Origin of the sequence: Anaeromyxobacter oryzisoli (assembly GCF_022690765.1) — a bacterium.
In the GTDB taxonomy this organism is placed as follows: Bacteria; Myxococcota; Myxococcia; order Myxococcales; family Anaeromyxobacteraceae; genus Anaeromyxobacter; species Anaeromyxobacter oryzisoli.
The window spans coordinates 1-15,136 of record NZ_JALCZA010000062.1; the positions used below are offsets into that span (position 1 = coordinate 1).

At 72.5% G+C, this 15,136-nt stretch carries 9 protein-coding genes; 6 read left to right on the forward strand and 3 right to left on the reverse strand.

Annotated features, from left to right (window positions below; translation table 11 throughout):
* Both MNZ27_RS17160 and MNZ27_RS17165 read right to left on the reverse strand, forming a co-directional pair.
* Positions 1-5,166: type I polyketide synthase (locus tag MNZ27_RS17160; protein WP_242395324.1), on the reverse strand; the 5,166-nt coding region annotated here is incomplete at its 3' end.
* 265 nt (positions 5,167-5,431) lie between these two features.
* Positions 5,432-6,961 carry a radical SAM protein gene (locus MNZ27_RS17165; protein WP_242395325.1) on the reverse strand — a complete coding sequence of 510 codons (1,530 nt, stop codon included), beginning with the start codon at positions 6,959-6,961 and terminating at the stop codon, positions 5,432-5,434.
* Positions 6,962-7,562: 601 nt separating this feature from the next.
* On the opposite strand from MNZ27_RS17165, the gene MNZ27_RS17170 reads away from it, so the two are divergent.
* Together MNZ27_RS17170 and MNZ27_RS17175 are read left to right on the forward strand one after the other, a co-directional pair.
* Entirely contained in the window at positions 7,563-8,351 is a 789-nt protein-coding gene (locus MNZ27_RS17170; RefSeq protein WP_242395326.1) for a 4'-phosphopantetheinyl transferase family protein, read from the forward strand.
* 155 nt (positions 8,352-8,506) lie between these two features.
* On the forward strand, positions 8,507-9,454 hold the full coding sequence (locus MNZ27_RS17175; protein WP_242395327.1) for an NAD-dependent epimerase/dehydratase family protein: 948 nt from the start codon (positions 8,507-8,509) through the stop codon (positions 9,452-9,454).
* 21 nt (positions 9,455-9,475) lie between these two features.
* Here the strand turns inward: MNZ27_RS17175 and MNZ27_RS17180 are convergent, their stop codons facing one another.
* Positions 9,476-10,432 carry a quinone oxidoreductase family protein gene (locus tag MNZ27_RS17180; RefSeq protein ID WP_242395328.1) on the reverse strand — a complete coding sequence of 319 codons (957 nt, stop codon included), beginning with the start codon at positions 10,430-10,432 and terminating at the stop codon, positions 9,476-9,478.
* Between the two features lie 326 nt (positions 10,433-10,758).
* Between MNZ27_RS17180 and MNZ27_RS17185 the strand changes: the two genes are divergently transcribed.
* The 4 genes from MNZ27_RS17185 to MNZ27_RS17200 are packed head-to-tail and all read left to right on the forward strand — an operon-like array spanning position 10,759 to position 15,013.
* Entirely contained in the window at positions 10,759-12,060 is a 1,302-nt protein-coding gene (locus MNZ27_RS17185) for an extracellular solute-binding protein (RefSeq protein WP_242395329.1), read from the forward strand.
* A complete protein-coding gene (locus MNZ27_RS17190; protein ID WP_242395330.1) occupies positions 12,057-13,007 on the forward strand; it encodes a carbohydrate ABC transporter permease in 951 nt (316 codons plus the stop codon). The genes MNZ27_RS17185 and MNZ27_RS17190 overlap by 4 nt, the downstream gene beginning before the upstream one ends.
* A complete protein-coding gene (locus tag MNZ27_RS17195; RefSeq protein ID WP_242395331.1) occupies positions 13,007-13,834 on the forward strand; it encodes a carbohydrate ABC transporter permease in 828 nt (275 codons plus the stop codon). Before MNZ27_RS17190 ends, MNZ27_RS17195 begins: the two co-directional genes overlap by 1 nt.
* A gap of 3 nt (positions 13,835-13,837) precedes the next feature.
* On the forward strand, positions 13,838-15,013 hold the full coding sequence (locus tag MNZ27_RS17200; RefSeq protein ID WP_242395332.1) for an ABC transporter ATP-binding protein: 1,176 nt from the start codon (positions 13,838-13,840) through the stop codon (positions 15,011-15,013).
* The last annotated feature ends 123 nt before the right edge of the window (positions 15,014-15,136 follow it).

Consider the following 15,136-nt stretch of genomic DNA (forward strand, 5'->3'; position numbering starts at 1 on the left):
AGGAAGGGGGGAAGCACCCTCGGGCGGCCAGGTGCGGAGGTCGAAGGGAGCGGAGGGGGCGGCGGGGCCGAGGAGGCCGGTGGCGTGGCAGGTCCACGAGAGGGCGTCCTCGGGGCGTGCGTGCAGGGCGAGCCGCCTGCGCCCGGTCTCGTCGGGAGGGGCGACGGACACCTGCAAGAGGACGGCGCCGTGCGCGGGCAGCGCGAGGGGCGTCTCCACGGTGAGGTCCTCGACGCGATCGAGGCCGACGCGGTGAGCGGCGGCGAGGGCGAGCTCGAGGAAGGCGGAGCCGGGGAGGAGGACGTTGCCGAAGAGCGCGTACCCGGCGAGCCACGGGTGGTCGGCGAGGGCGATGCGGCCGGTGAGGAGGAGGCCTTCGCTCTCGGCGAGGGGGACGGCGGCGCCGAGCAGCGGGTGGTCGGCGGAGCTCAGCCCCGCGGCGGCGAAGTCCGTCGCGCCGCCCCGGGGCGCCTCGACCCAGAACCGCTCCCGCTGGAACGGATAGGTCGGCAGCTCCACACGCCTCGTCGCGAATGGCTCGAAGAAGGCGCCCCAGTCCACGGAGTGCTCGTGGACATGCAACGACCCGACGGCGGTGACGAGGGCGTCGACCTCGGAGCGGTCCTTGCGCAGCGCCGGTACGAAGGCGGCGTGCGCGCGCGCCTCGTCGGAGAGGCAGTCGAGCGCCATCGCGGCGAGGACGGCGTGCGGCCCGAGCTCGAGGAAGGAGGAGGCGCCCTCGGCCTCGAGGGTGCGCACGCCGTCGGCGAAGCGGACCGCGTCGCGGACGTGGCGGACCCAGTAGTCGGGCGAGCGGAGCTCGTCCGGTGAGGCGCGCTTGCCGCTGACGTTCGAGACGATGGGGATACGAGGGGAGTGGAACGAGAGGCGACTCGCGACGCGGCGGAAGTCCTCGAGCATGCCGTCCATGCGCGGAGAGTGGAATGCATGGCTGGTGCGCAGGCGCGTCGCCTTGCGCCCAGCGGCCTCGAAGTGCCGCGCCACGTCCTGGACGGAGGCCTCGTCGCCGGACACGACCGTGGAGAAGGGGCCATTGACGGTGGCGATCGCGACGCGGTCCTCGCGTCCGGCGAGCAATGGGCGGACTTCGTCCTCGGAGGCCTGCAGCGAGATCATCGCGCCGCCGCGAGGAAGCGCCTGCATGAGGCGACCGCGCGCGGCCACGAGAGCGCACGCGTCTTCGAGGGAGAGCACCCCGGCGACGTGGGCCGCGACGACCTCGCCGATGGAGTGTCCGAGGAGCAGATCCGGCTTCACTCCCCAGGATTCGAAGAGCCGGAAGAGCGCGACCTCCAGGGCGAAGAGCGCGGGCTGCGTGAAGGCGGTCTCGTCGAGGCGGGCGGCTTCCGGAGCGCCTTCGGGGGCGAAGAGGACGTCGCGGAGCGGGCGCTCCAGCTCACGGTCGAAGCGAGCGCAGACGGCGTCGAATGACTCGCGGAAGGCGGGGAACGCGGCGGCGAGGGCGCGGCCCATGCCGAGGCGCTGGCTCCCTTGTCCGGTGAAGAGCACGGCCAGCTTGCCGCCGCGGCGTCCCTGGCCCAGCACCGCGTCGGGAACCGGGCTGCCGTGTACGAGGGAGGCGAGGGCGTCGAGCAGATCGTCTCGGCCGTGCGCGACGAGCGCGGCGCGCTCCCTGAAGGAGGTGCGGCACGTCGCGAGGGAGAACGCCAGGTCCTCGACCCGGATGTCCGGATGAGCGACGAGGTGCATGTGCAGTCGATCGGCCTCGGCCCGCAGCGCCGCCTCGGTCTTCGCGGAGAGCAGCACCGGTAGGGCGAGCGGTGCCGGGCGCGCGGGTGCATCCTGCGCGGGCGCCTCCCGGGCAGGAGCCTCCTCGAGGACAGCGTGGACGCTGCTCCCGCCGAAACCGAGGGAGCTCACGCCCGCCAGGCGCGGCCGCCCCGCGGTGCCCCATGGCGCGAGCTTCGTCTGGACGGACAGCCGCAGCGCCTCGAAGTCAATGTGGGGGTTGGGTCGCTCGAAGTGGAGGCTCGGCGGAAGCTCGCGGTGGTAGAGCGCCAGCGCAGTCTTCACGAGGCCGGCGATCCCCGCGGCGGCCTCGAGGTGACCCACGTTCGTCTTGACCGACCCGATCGCGCACGGCCGATCCGCGCGCCGGCCGGTGGCGATGACCGCACCGAGCGCCGCCGCCTCGATGGGGTCGCCGAGGAGGGTGCCCGTCCCGTGCGCCTCGACGTAGTCGACGTCGCCCGGCGAGACGCCCGCTCGCGCGTATGCCTCGCGCAGGAGCGCCTCTTGTGCTTCACGGCTCGGCGCCATGAGGCCGTTGCTGCGCCCGTTGTGGGCGGCGGCGCTTCCGCGCAGGACCGCGTAGATGCGATCACCCGCCGCGAGCGCGGCGGAGAGGGGCTTCAGAAGGACGAGGCCGGCCCCTTCGCTCCGCACGTAGCCGTCGGCGCGCGCGTCGAACGTCTTGCATCGGCCGTCCGCCGCGAGCAGCCCGGCCTTGGAGAAGTTGATGTGGTAGGCGGGCGAGAGCAGGAGCCCGACCCCGCCGGCGAGGGCCATCGAGGTCTGGCCGTGCCGCAGCCCCTCGCACGCGAGGTGGACCGACAGCAGCGACGACGCGCACGCACCGTCGATGGCCATGCTCGGGCCGCGAAGGTCGAGCTGGTACGAGATGCGGTTCGCCGCCACGCTCAGCGCGTTGCCCGTCGCGAAGTAGGCGTCGATGCCGTCGAGATCGCGGAGCTGGAGATGCTCGTACTCGCTGCCGCTGATGCCCACGTACACGCCCACGCGTTCGCCCGCGAGCCGCGACGGCACCACCCCGGCGTCCTCGAGCGCCTCCCAGGCCACCTCGAGCAGCAGGCGCTGCTGGGGGTCCATCCGCTGCGCCTCGCGGGGCGAGATCCCGAAGAAGTCGCAATCGAACCGATCGACGTCGCGCAGGAAGCCGCCGTGGCGCACGTGGGTGTGGCCGGGGCGCTGCGGATCCGGATCGTAGAAGCGCTCGATCGGCCAGCGGTCGCGCGGGATCTCGCCGATCGCGTCGATCCCCTCGACGAGCACGCGCCAGAACGCCTCGGGAGAGTCGCCGCCGCCCGGGAACCGGCAGCCGATGCCGACGATCGCGACCGGCTCGTCCGCGCGGTCCCCGCGCGCGCATGCCGGCGCCCGCGGCGCGTCGTCGGGGCCCGCGAGGTGGCGCGCGAGCGCCTCGATCGAGGGGTATTCGTACGCGAGCGTCGCTCGCAGCCGGTGGCCGACCCGCTGCTCGATCTCGCCCACGAGACCCACCGCCGCGCGCGACCCCATGCCGTACGACGCGAAGGGCGCGCGCACGTCGATGCGCTCTGGCGGAATCGAGACCAGGTGCGCGACACGCTCCACGAGCCACCGCTCCAGCTCCGCTTGGCCGAGCGGCGGGGTCGTATCCTCCCTCGGCGTCGCCGTCGCGGCGGCCGCGGCCGTGTCGGCGGACCAGACGCGGATGGCGTCGAGGGCGCCGTCCAGGAACATCTGGCGGCATGCCTGCCGTTGCACCTTGCCGCTCGACGTCTTGGGCAAGCTCCCTGGCTTGATGAGCGCGACCGCCGCGACCGCCAGATCGTGCCGCGCGAACACGGCGCGGCGAATGCTCCCGATGATCTCGTCGACGCGGTCCTTGTAGCGGTTCGGCGAGCGCAGCTCCTGGACGATGACGAGCCGCTCCCCAGACGCGGAGTCGACGGAGAAGGCGATGCTGCCCGCGTCGGCGATGGCCTCGTGGGCGGTCCGCAGGGTCGCCTCGATGTCCTCCGGGTAGTGGTTCGCCCCGTCGAGGATGATGAGGTCCTTCACGCGCCCGGCGATGAAGAGGGCGCCTCCACGGAGGAAGCCGAGATCGCCGGTCCGCAGGTATGCGCGCTCCGGCTCCCCGGCGAGGCGCGCGTCGAACGTCGAGGCGCTCGCCTCGGGCCGCTGCCAATATCCGGCGGCGACGCTCGGGCTCGACACCCAGATCTCCCCGACCTCGTCCGGACCGCAGCGCCGCCCGCTCGAAGGCTCGACGATGGCGATCTCCGTGTCGACGACCGCGGCGCCGCATCCGACGAGGGGCCGGCTGCGCGGGGCGCCAGGGGAGACCTCGCGCACCTTTCCGTTGCGAAGCGCGTCCGCGTCGAAGGTGTAAGCGCGAGCCTCGGTGCCGGGCATGGTCCCGGCGACCGCCAGGGTCGTCTCGGCGAGGCCGTAACCGGGCGACAGGGTCCCGCCGCGGAAGCCGTACGGCGCGAAGGTCGCCCGGAAGCGCTCCATCACGTCCGCGCGGATCGGCTCGGCTCCCATGTTCGCGACGCGCCACGAGCCGAGATCGAGCCCCTCGCATTGCTCGGGGCGGAAGCGGCGGACGCAGTAGTCGTAGCCGAACACCGGCGAGGAGCTCTGCGTGACGTGGTAACGCGAGATCGCGCGGAGCCAGCGGAGAGGGTTCTTGATGAAGGCGACCGGCGACATGACGACGGCCGGCACGCCCGAGTACATCGGCAGCAGCAGCCCCTCGACGAGCCCGAAGTCGTGGAAGTAAGGCATCCACGTCGCGCCGACGCCGTCGGCGTCGATGTGGAAGAGCCGGTGCATCGCGCTGCAGTTGTGCACCACGTTCCGGTGCAGCAGCATGGTGCCCTTCGGCGTCGACGTGGAGCCGGACGTGTACTGAAGGTACGCGAGGCCGTTCGGATCGATGGACGGCTCGGTCCACCCGAACGCGCAGGAGTCCGACACGTCCTCAACGGCCAGCCGAGGCACGCCGCGCACGGCGTCCGACCACGCATCGTCGCCCTCCAGCGCGGCCAGAGTGGCGCGCGTCCCGATGACGATCCGCGGCTGCGCGTCCGCAGCGACGCTCATGAGGCGCGACGTCGTGCGACCGCCGCGGACGCCGTCGGGCGGAGGGATCGGGACCGCGACGGCGCCGCCGTACAGCGCGCCGAAGAACGCCTCGATGACCTCCAGACCCTGCGGGAAGAGCAGCAGCGCGCGGTGCCCCGACGCGCCGAGCCGCTGGATCTCCGAGGCCACCGCGCGCGCACGTCGGTCCAGCGCGGCGTAGGTGAGCGTCCCCTGCTCCTCCTCCCCGTCGCGCAGATAGGTGTACGCGCGCCGGTCGCCGTGCTGGTCGGCCCTCCTGCGGAGGATCTGCACGAACGAAGCCGCATTCCCGATGACGCGACATGCTCCAGGCACGGAGACCTCCCCTTCGGCGCGTGTCGGCGCGCGAACCCCCGGCTCGCTCCGAGCTGAGCGCTATCCCTATTGCGAGCGGTCGTGCACGGGCAGCGGCAGAGGGCCGCTCGCCGGCGTGCACCGATGCTGATCTGTGAGGCCACCAACGACCGACCGACGAGCGGTCTGCCGTCCCGGAGAGCCGCAGCGCGATCGGCTCTCCGGGACGGATGGATCCGAGCTGCTATTCCTCGGTGGCGCGCCTGCGGACGTCCGCGTCCCGGTGGAAGATGTTGTAGTTGCAGAAGGGCATCATCCGGCCATCGCGGGTGACGAAGTGGTAGCAGCACTTCATCGCGCGGCCCTGGTCGTAGGTGCTCGAATCCATGAAGCCGTGGATGCCGATCATCTTCGAGACTCCCACGACGTTGCGGTCCTTGGCGTATGCCGCGGTGCAGCAGCTCAGCGCCTTCTGGACCTTCGGCGCGCCGCCCACCGCGGACGCCGACCAGAGCGTCTCGAGGTTGGCCTGATCCTCCTTGATGCCGCGCATCCAGCTCTCGGCGTCGATGAGGAGCTTGTTCTGGAGATAGTCGAGGATCTTGTCGGCGTGGGTGATCCGGGCGATCGACACCCAGTCGCTCTGGCCCGCCTTGAGGAAGTAACCGATGGCGGAGCACGACGGGTGCGAGCACGGGATCGAAACGAAGTCCTCTTTGTTCACGACGCCACCCATCTGCTTCTCGATGAGGCCGAGCAAGGTGGTGAGCGTCATGTGGCGGCTCAGGTCGTGCGGGAGGGCGTTCGCACGGGCGTCGCCGCAATAGGCCAGCGGCTGCAGCGTCACGGCGTACACGTTGTCGCGATCGAACAGGACGCGGATGGCCTCGCCCACCGCGTCCTCGTTGAGGTCGTTGGCGACGGTGGTGATGAGGAGGGTCTTGACCTTGTGCTTGGACAGGTTGTCGAGCGCCCGGCGCTTCATGTCGCTCAGGTCGGCGCCGCGCAGCCGGCGATAGGTCTCCGGATTGAACCCGTCGAACTGGAGCTGCACGTACACGCCCATGTCGGCGAGCCGCCGGCACAGGTCCTCGTCGCGGGCGATCTTGAGGCCGTGGGTGTTGATGGCGACCTTGTCCGCGGCGGGGTGCTTGAGGGTGAGCTCGAGGAGCTCCATCAGCCTGGGGTGGAGGGTCGGCTCCCCGCCGCTGAGCGTGACGATCTCGGCGCGGCCCTCGGCCTGTCCCAGCCGATCGAGCGCGAGCTGGAGCTGCTCCGGCGACATGGACCAGGCCTGCTTGTTCTCCGCGAAGCAGATCGGGCACTTCAGATCGCAGTGATCGGTGATCTCGATCAGCGGATAGCACGTATGCTGCTGGTGGTCCTCGCACAGCCCGCAGTCGTCCGGGCATTTCGTCTTCCGCTCCGTGGCGTGCCACAGCGGGATGGTGCCCGGCTTGGTCTGCGTGAGCGAGCGCAGCCACCACTTCGCGTCGGTCGCGAGCAGGACCTCGAAGCGCCCGTGCTCGCTGCAGAACTTCCGCATGTGCACCTGCCCGTCGCGGATGACGAGCTGGCCGGAGACGGGCGCGAGGCAGGTCGGGCAGACGCTCTGGACGGCACCGAAGAAGATGTGCTCCTGGTCCTTCTTCGTCTTGACGCGCTCGATCGCGGCCAGCGCCTCGGGGCTGAGCGGCGCGCCGCAGCCGCACCCGGGCTCCGCGCCAGGCGGAGGCTGCTGAACGTCTTCGCGGGCTTTTCCAAAGAGTGCCATCTCGTCCTCGTTCACGCGCGTGGCGTGGAGTTGGGTCTAGCGCAACGACATGCGTGGATGCGTCGCGCGCATCGAAATACGCGACGTGCCTGCTGATGGTCTGGGCATGGCGTGGGCCATACGAAGCCCCCCCGGGCCCCGAGAAGACATCACTCGAATTACTGTAAGTGATGCCGAATTACCTTGGGCACAGGTGCGCTGTCAAGCAACGTCTGCACGACGGCGCAACCGTGCCAGGCGATGTCCGAGTACCGTGGGGGGAAGGTTGCTGTCAAGCGGTGTCTGCATGGAGACGCAAATGACTAAAAGTGCTACCGAATTGTGCGGCGCCTCGCCGACGCGGCTCGGCCGCGGGCGAGGGTCGGTCGTTTGCGCGGGAGCTGGCGCGCCAGGCGGCGTGCCGAGTCCCCCTTCGGGTAAACGCGCGGCGCGCCACGCTGGACCGGCGCCGATCGCGATCGGCGCGCGCGCCAGATCGTCGCCGGCTCCGTTGCCTCGTCCATCGAATGTCACTATACGTAAGGAGTCGCGGCGGCCGCCGCGGTGTCCATCCGCCGCGGCGACGGCGCTCGCGCTCTCGGCTTGGTGATCCCATCTGAGCATGACCGGACGCGCGAACACGGAGCGAATGCACCTCGGGAGCGGCGACGCGCACCTCTGGCTCGTCGAGCCCGATCGCGTGGGAGGTCCTCCGGGTACGCTGACCGCGCTCCGCTCGGTCCTTTCAGCGGACGAGCGCGCCGCGCAAGCGCGGTTTCAATTGCCCAGCGGGCGTGTGACCTACCTGGTTGCGCATGCGCTCGTTCGATGCGCGCTGTCTCGGTTCTGCGTGCCCCTGCCCCAGCAGTGGACCTTCAAGGTCAACGCGTTCGGGAAACCGGCGCTCGCGGCGGGGAGCGAGTGCTCGCCGCTGTCCTTCAACTTGTCGCACACGGACGGGTTGATCGCCTGCCTCGTCGGTCACGACATGTCACTCGGCGTCGATACGGAGTGCCTCGCCCGTCGGGCGCCGGAGCTGGCGCTGCTCCGGTCGTGCTTCGCGCCGGGGGAGCTCGCGGATCTGCTCGCGACCGAGCCGCATCGACGGCACGAGCGTCTCATCCGGTACTGGACCTTGAAGGAGGCCTACGTCAAAGCGCTCGGAACCGGCTTGTCGCTGCCCCTCGATCGGTTCTCGTTCCGCATCGACGGAGCCGAGATCCGGATCTCGTTCGATCCAGGCATCCGAGACGACCCGGACGCGTGGCAGTTCATGCAGCTGCGCCCGACCGCGCGACACCTGGTTGCCGTCGCGTTCCGACGGGAGCGGCGTCCAGCCCTGCGGCTGCACGTGCACCGTGGCTTTCCTTTCGAAGCGCTATTTCATGAAGGCACGGGTGGGCGCAGCTAGTCTCGTGCGGATGGAGGTCTTCACTTCGAGCGTCAGCCTAGGAGCAGGGCGAGCCGCCGCGAGGTGAGCGCGCCGGCGTCGAGGCGACTATCATCGTGCTCGCGTCGTTTCGTCTGGCACGGACCCCCGCGAGGGCCGGGACGAGGAGATGAGGGATGTCGGACGGTGGGCTTCACGTCGTGTTCGGAGCCGGACAGATCGGCCCTCTCGTGGCGGCGCGGCTACGGGAGCTCGGTCGCCACGTGCGCGTGGTGCGGAGGTCGGGGAGCCCCGTCGCCGTCCCGGGCGTCGAGCTCGCGCGAGGCGACGCGATGGACCCGACGTTCGCCGCCGAGGCCGCGCGCGGGGCGGAGGTGGTCTACCACTGCATCAACACACCGTACTACGCGAAGGTCTGGGAGGAGACCCTCCCGCGCATCCAGTCGAACCTCGTCGCCGCGGCGTCGCGCGCCGGCGCGCGGCTCGTGGTGCTCGACAACCTGTACGCGTACGGGCGGACCGCCGGCCGTCCGATGGACGAGGCGACGCCGCAGCGCCCCACGTCGCGGAAGGGGGAGATCCGCGCGCGGCTGCACGACGCGCTGATGGACGCGGCCGCGCGCGGCGAGGTCCGCGTCGCGGTGGGGCGGGCGTCGGACTTCTACGGACCGAACGCGGGCGCGGGCTCGCACCTCGGAGACGTCTTCTGGAGGGGAGTCCTCGCCGGGCGGCGCGGCGATCTCCTCGTGAACCCGGACCAGCCGCACACCTATCACTTCACCCGCGACGTGGCGGCCGGGCTCGTCGCGCTCGGGCTCGACGACGGCGCGGACGGCCTGTTCATGCTCCCCTGCGAACCGGCGCTCACCACCCGCCAGCTCGTCGATCGCCTCGGCGCGGCGCTGGGCCGCCCCATCTCCATCCGGCGGCTTTCGCCGCTCCTCCTCTCCGCGGCCGCGCTCGTCGTCCCGTTCCTGCGCGAGCTGAAGGAGATGGCGTACCAGTGGGAGGAGCCGTTCGTCGTCTCGGACGCGAAGTTCCGGGCGCGCTTCGGTCCGCTCTCCACGCCGCTCGACCTGGCGGCGCGTGAGACCGTCGAGTGGGCGCGGGCGACCTATCGCTAGTACCGGTCGTCACGAACAGTGCTAGTGCATGCGAAGCGCGAGCTTGCCGAGGTGGTGCCGGTCGATCTCGCGGTGGGCCTCGGCCGCGTCGTCGAGGCCGTAGACGCCGCCGAGCTCGACGTGGAACGGCCCGGCGGCGATCAGCCGGTTGAGCCGCTCGAGCGCGTCGCGGCCGGGGTCGCCGTCGTACCCGAGCGCCGTCACGCCCGCCGGGGGGCGCGGCTCCGGCTCGACGCCGTGCGGGTACGCGACGCGTCCGCCCTTCCGAATCGCGGCGAGCGCGGGATCGAGGCTCGCGCCGTGCACCAGCACGAGCGCCGCGTCGAGGCCACCGGGCGCGAGCTCGCGCGCGGCCCGGGCGACGTCGTCCTTCTTGCCGTCCACTGCGGCGTCGGCGCCGAGGCGCCGGACCAGCTCCACGCCGTCCGCGCCCGAGGCGACCGCGAGGACCTTCGCCCCCATCCGCTTCGCGAGCTGCACGGCCAGGTGCCCGATCCCTCCGCTCGCGCCGTACACCATGAGCGTCTGCCCAGGCGCGAGGTGGAGCTGATCCTCGAGGCCGCGCAGCGCGGTCACTCCGTCCGCGCCGAGCGCCCCCGCCTCGCCGGCGCTCAGCCCCGCCGGGAGCGGGGCGACCTCGTCCTCGTCGAGCGCCACGTACTCGGCGTAGAAACCTCCCCGGAGGGAGTACGCGTAGACGCGATCGCCCGTATGGAAGCGCGTCACCCGCGCGCCCACCGCGACCACCTCGCCGGCGCCGTCGTTGCCGATCACGCGCGGGAACCCGCCCGCGCCCAGCTCGAGCTCCCCGGACCGGACGTAGGGATCCCAGACGCCGATGCCCGCCGAGTCCAGCCGGATCAGGAGCTGGCCTGGCCCGGGCCGCGGCACCGGAAGGGTCTCGGTGTGGAGGACCTCGGGCCCTCCGAACCGGTCGAGCGCCGCGGCCTTCATCTGCTGGGGGATGGACGACGGCATGGGCGACTCCTTCGACGCGAGGGTTCCCCATCGAGATAGCAACGCGGCGCCGCTCGCGGGGCCTCCGGGGGGTGGTGCGGCCAGCGGTCCGCGCAGCGGAGCGAGTGCTGCCACGCCGCCGCCCTCCGCGAGCGCGCGAGCGCCCGATCTGGACGCGAGCGCGCGGTCGCCGCAGCGTGACCGCGCCGGGCGGGCGCTGTGCCGGCCGCAGCCGGCTCCTTAGCGTCACGAGGTGCGGACCGCGACCGCGGAGCGGCTTCCCGCGCGGGAGGTTTGATGGCGGCACCCACTCGCTCCGAGTTGCTGCGAGGCAAGCGGGCGGCGCCATGACGGCCAGCACGGCGGTCAGGGGACCGATCCTTGGCACCGCCGCGCTGCTCGCGTTCCTTACGCTCGTCGTCGCGTGCGGCGGAGCGCCGGACGTCGGCGTGCTGAACTGGTACGTGAACCCCGACAACGGCGGACAGGCGAGGCTCGCGGCGCGGTGCAGCGCGGCGTCGGGCGGCCGGTACCGGCTCCGCGTCCTCGAGCTGCCCCGCGACGCGACGAGCCAGCGCGAGCAGCTCGTTCGCCGGCTCGCCGCGCGGGACGCGTCCATCGATCTCATGAACCTCGATCCCCCATTCGCGCCGGAGCTCGCGGCCGCGGGGTTCCTCCGCCCGTTCACGGATGGAGAGGCGCGGGAGCTCGCCAGCGGGGCGCTGAAGGCGCCCCTCGAGGCGGCCACCTGGCGGGGCAAGCTCGTGGCGGTGCCGCTCTGGGCGAACACGCAGCTCCTCTGGTACCGCAGGTCGGTCGCGCGGCGGGCCGGGCTCGACCTCGACGCGGCGCCCGTGACGTGGGCGCAGCTCGTCGACGCCGCGGAGCGCACCGGCACGACGGTCGAGGTCCAGGGGAAGCGGTACGAGGGATACATGGTGTGGATCACCGCGCTCGTCGCCTCGGCGGGAGGCAGCGTGCTCGAGGACCCCGCGGCCGGGAAGGACGCGCGCCCCGGGCTGGACTCCCCCGCGGGGCGGGCGGCCGCGGCGGTGATCCGCCGCGTCGCCACGTCGCGGGCCGCGGACCCGGCGCTCGCGACGGCGGACGAGGAGAGCGCGCGCGCCGCGTTCCAGGGGCCCCGAGGCGGCTTCATGGTGAACTGGCCGTACGTGTACGGCGCGGCGCGGGACGCCGCGGCGAAGGGGACCCTCGACGCGGCGGTGCTCGCGGACATCGGGTGGGCGCGCTACCCGCAGGTGCACCCGGGGCGGCCCAGCCGGCCGCCCCTCGGCGGCATCGGGCTGGCGATCGGCGCGTTCAGCCGGCGCGCGGCGCTCGCCGTCGAGGCGGCACGCTGCCTCTCGTCCCTGGAGAGCGAGATCGCGTACATGATCGACGCGAAGGTGCCGGTCGCGCGCGGGGCGGCGTACGACGACCCGCGCGTCCGGGCGATCTTCCCCATGGCCGACCTCATCCGCGGCGCCGTCGACGACGCGGCACCTCGGCCGCGGACGCCGTACTACGTGGACGTGAGCGCCGCGACGGTCCGCACGTTCCACCCGCCGGCCGCCGTCACCCCCGATCGCACGCCGGGGGACGCGGCGCGGCTGATCGTCGAGGTCCTCCACGATCGCGTGCTGCTGTGACCACCGCCGCGACCGATCCGGCGCGCTCGAGCGCCCACGCGCGGTCGTCGCCGGCGGCGGGCGCGCGCGCGACCGACCGAGCGCGGCGGGAGCGGCGGCTGGGGTGGGCGCTCACCGCGCCGGCGCTCGCGGTGATGCTCCTCGTGACCGCGTACCCGATGCTCGACGCGCTCTGGCTCTCCCTGTTCAGCTACCGCCTCACCGACCCGGGCGGGCGCGAGCCCGTGGGGCTCCGGAACTACGCGGTGGTGCTGGCGGATCCGCTGTGGTGGGAGGACGTGCGGACCACCGTCGTGATCGTCCTCCTCACCGTGCCGGTCGAGCTCGTCCTGGGGATGGCGCTCGCGACGCTCATGCACGGGATCGCCCGCGGGCGCGGCGTCGTCCGCACGGCGCTGCTCGTGCCCTACGGGATCGTGACCGTCGTCTCGGCGTTCGCCTGGCGCTCCGCCTTCTCGGACGACACCGGGTTCGTGAACGGCTGGCTCGGGCTCGGCGACCTCGCCTGGTTCGGCCACCGCTGGACGTCCCTCGGCGTCATCTGCGCGTCGGAGATCTGGAAGACGACCCCGTTCACGTCGCTGCTCCTGCTCGCCGGCCTCGCCCAGGTGCCGGACGAGCTCCGCGAGGCCGCCCAGATGGACGGCGCGAGCGCCTGGCAGCGCCTGTGGCGAGTGACGCTCCCGAGCATGAGGCGGACCCTCCTGGTGGCGATCCTGTTCCGCACGCTCGACGCCTACCGGGTGTTCGACAGCATCTTCGTCATGACCGCCGGCGCGCAGCGGACCGAGTCGGTCTCGTTCCTCGCCTATCGGCAGATGATCGGCAGGACCGCCCTCGGCCTCGGGGCGGCGGTGTCGATCCTGCTGTTCCTCTCGGTCCTCTCGATCGCGCTCCTGCTGGTCAGGGCGTTCCGGATCGAGCTGGTCCAGGCCCGAGGTGCGTGATGCGGCGTGGCGGGCGCGGCGCCGGCTGGACGGTCGGGGCGGTCCTGGCCGTCGGCTGGGCGCTCCTGCCGGTCGCCTGGATCCTGTCGCTGTCGCTCAAGGCCGGCGACGACGTCCAGAACCGGCGCTTCCTCCCCACGGCCTGGACGCTGGAGAGCTACCGCGTCGTGTTCCGCAGCGCGCTGTTCACGAGCGCGCTGCGCAACTCGATCGGCGTCTCGCTGATCGCCACCACGATCTCGGTGGCGCTCGCGACCCTCGCCGCCTACGCGATCGTCCGCCTCGAGTTCCGGGGCAAGCGGCTCGTGCTCGGCATGGCGCTCTCGGTCGCCATGTTCCCGGTCATCTCGATCGTGGGACCGCTCTTCGACGTGTGGCGGTCCGTGGGGCTCTACGACACGTGGCCGGGCCTCGTCATCCCGTTCCTGTCGTTCACGCTGCCGCTGTCGATCTGGGTGCTGGCCGCCTTCCTCCGGCAGCTCCCGTGGGAGCTCGAGGAGGCGGCGCTCATGGACGGCGCGACGCGGTGGCAGGCCTTCCGCCGGGTCGTCGTCCCGCTCGCCGCGCCCGGCGTCTTCACGGCGGCGATCCTCACGTTCCTCTTCGCCTGGAACGACTTCGTGTTCGGGATCTCCCTGACCTCGACGGACCGCGCCCGGACCGTGCCCGCCGCGCTCGCGTTCTTCACCGGCGCCTCGGAGTTCCAGCACCCCGCCGCGGCGATCGCCGCGGCCGCGGTGGTCGCGACCGTCCCGGTCGTCCTCCTGGTCCTCCTGTTCCAGCGGCGGATCGTGGCGGGCCTCACCTCCGGCGCGGTGAAGGGCTGAGCGATGGCCTCGATCACCCTGGAGCGCGTCGTGAAGCGCTACGCCCCCGGGGCCCCGCCGGCGGTGGACGGGGTGAGCCTCTCCGTGCGGGACGGCGAGCTCGTGGCGCTCGTCGGGCCCTCCGGCTGCGGGAAGTCGACCCTGCTCCGGATGATCGCCGGGCTCGAGGAGATCACCGAGGGCGAGCTGCGCCTCGACGCGGAGCGCGCGAACGAGCAGGGACCGCGGGAGCGCGGCCTCGCGATGGTGTTCCAGAGCTACGCGCTCTACCCGCACCTCACCGTCTTCGAGAACGTCGCCTTTCCGCTCCGGCTGGCGCGGCGCCGCGAGGAGGAGATCCGGCGGAAGGTCGGGGAGGTCGTGGCGCTCCTCGGGCTCGAAGAGCTGCTCGACCGCAAGCCAGGGCAGCTCTCCGGCGGCCAGCGGCAGCGCGTCGCCATCGGCCGCGCGATCGTACGGGAGGCGCGCGCGTACCTGTTCGACGAGCCGCTCTCGAACCTGGACGCGCGGCTCCGGGGACAGACGCGGACCGAGCTCGCGCGCCTGCAGCGGCGCCTCGGGGTGACGACGGTCTACGTCACCCACGACCAGCTCGAGGCGATGACCCTCGGCGAGCGCGTCGCCGTGCTGCGGCGCGGGCGGCTCCAGCAGGTCGCGCCACCGCGGGACCTCTACGCCCGGCCAGTCAACCTGTTCGTAGCGGGCTTCATCGGCTCGCCGCCCATGAACTTCGTGCCGGCGATCGTGGACGGCGAGTGCCTGTCGCTCCCGTTCACGCGGGTGCCGCTGCCCTCGGAGCTGCTGCGGCGGCTCCCGCCGGGACCGCTCATCGCCGGGATCAGGCCCGAGCACCTCGCGGACGCCGCGCTGGTCACGCGCGAGGAGCGCGGGCGCGGGACCACCTTCGAGGCGAGGGTGGACCTGATCGAGTGGCTCGGCGACGCGCAGCTCGCGTACGCGCCGTACGACGCGCCCCGCGAGCTCGCCGAGACGATCCGGAGCCTCGCCCGCGAGCTGGACGGCGAGGCGCCGCGGACGCAGCTCGTCGTCTCGCTCGACGCGCGGAGCGGCATCCGCGGCGGCGCGACGGCGCGGCTGTGGCTCGACCCTCGGCGGGTGCACGTCTTCGATCCGAGGACCGGCGAGAGCCTCACGGCCGCGAGCTCCGCCGCCTCGTGATCGAGCCGGCGGTCGGGACGCGCGCCGGCGGCGCCGCTCGCGCGAGGCCCGCGCCGGGGAGGGTGAGCCCCCGTTCGAGGCGCGACGCTTGCGTGGGACACGGCGGGGTCGGGCGACAAGGCG

What these genes read in the sequence shown, in the direction of transcription:
- MNZ27_RS17180 (WP_242395328.1), bottom strand. Translation starts at nt 10,432, where the DNA reads ATGCCGTCGTCCATCCCCCAGCAGATGAAGGCCGCGGCGCTCGACCGG.
- MNZ27_RS17165 (WP_242395325.1), bottom strand. Translation starts at nt 6,961, where the DNA reads ATGGCACTCTTTGGAAAAGCCCGCGAAGACGTTCAGCAGCCTCCGCCT.
- MNZ27_RS17200 (WP_242395332.1), top strand. Translation starts at nt 13,838, where the DNA reads ATGGCCTCGATCACCCTGGAGCGCGTCGTGAAGCGCTACGCCCCCGGG.
- MNZ27_RS17185 (WP_242395329.1), top strand. Translation starts at nt 10,759, where the DNA reads ATGACGGCCAGCACGGCGGTCAGGGGACCGATCCTTGGCACCGCCGCG.
- MNZ27_RS17195 (WP_242395331.1), top strand. Translation starts at nt 13,007, where the DNA reads ATGCGGCGTGGCGGGCGCGGCGCCGGCTGGACGGTCGGGGCGGTCCTG.
- MNZ27_RS17175 (WP_242395327.1), top strand. Translation starts at nt 8,507, where the DNA reads ATGTCGGACGGTGGGCTTCACGTCGTGTTCGGAGCCGGACAGATCGGC.
- MNZ27_RS17170 (WP_242395326.1), top strand. Translation starts at nt 7,563, where the DNA reads ATGACCGGACGCGCGAACACGGAGCGAATGCACCTCGGGAGCGGCGAC.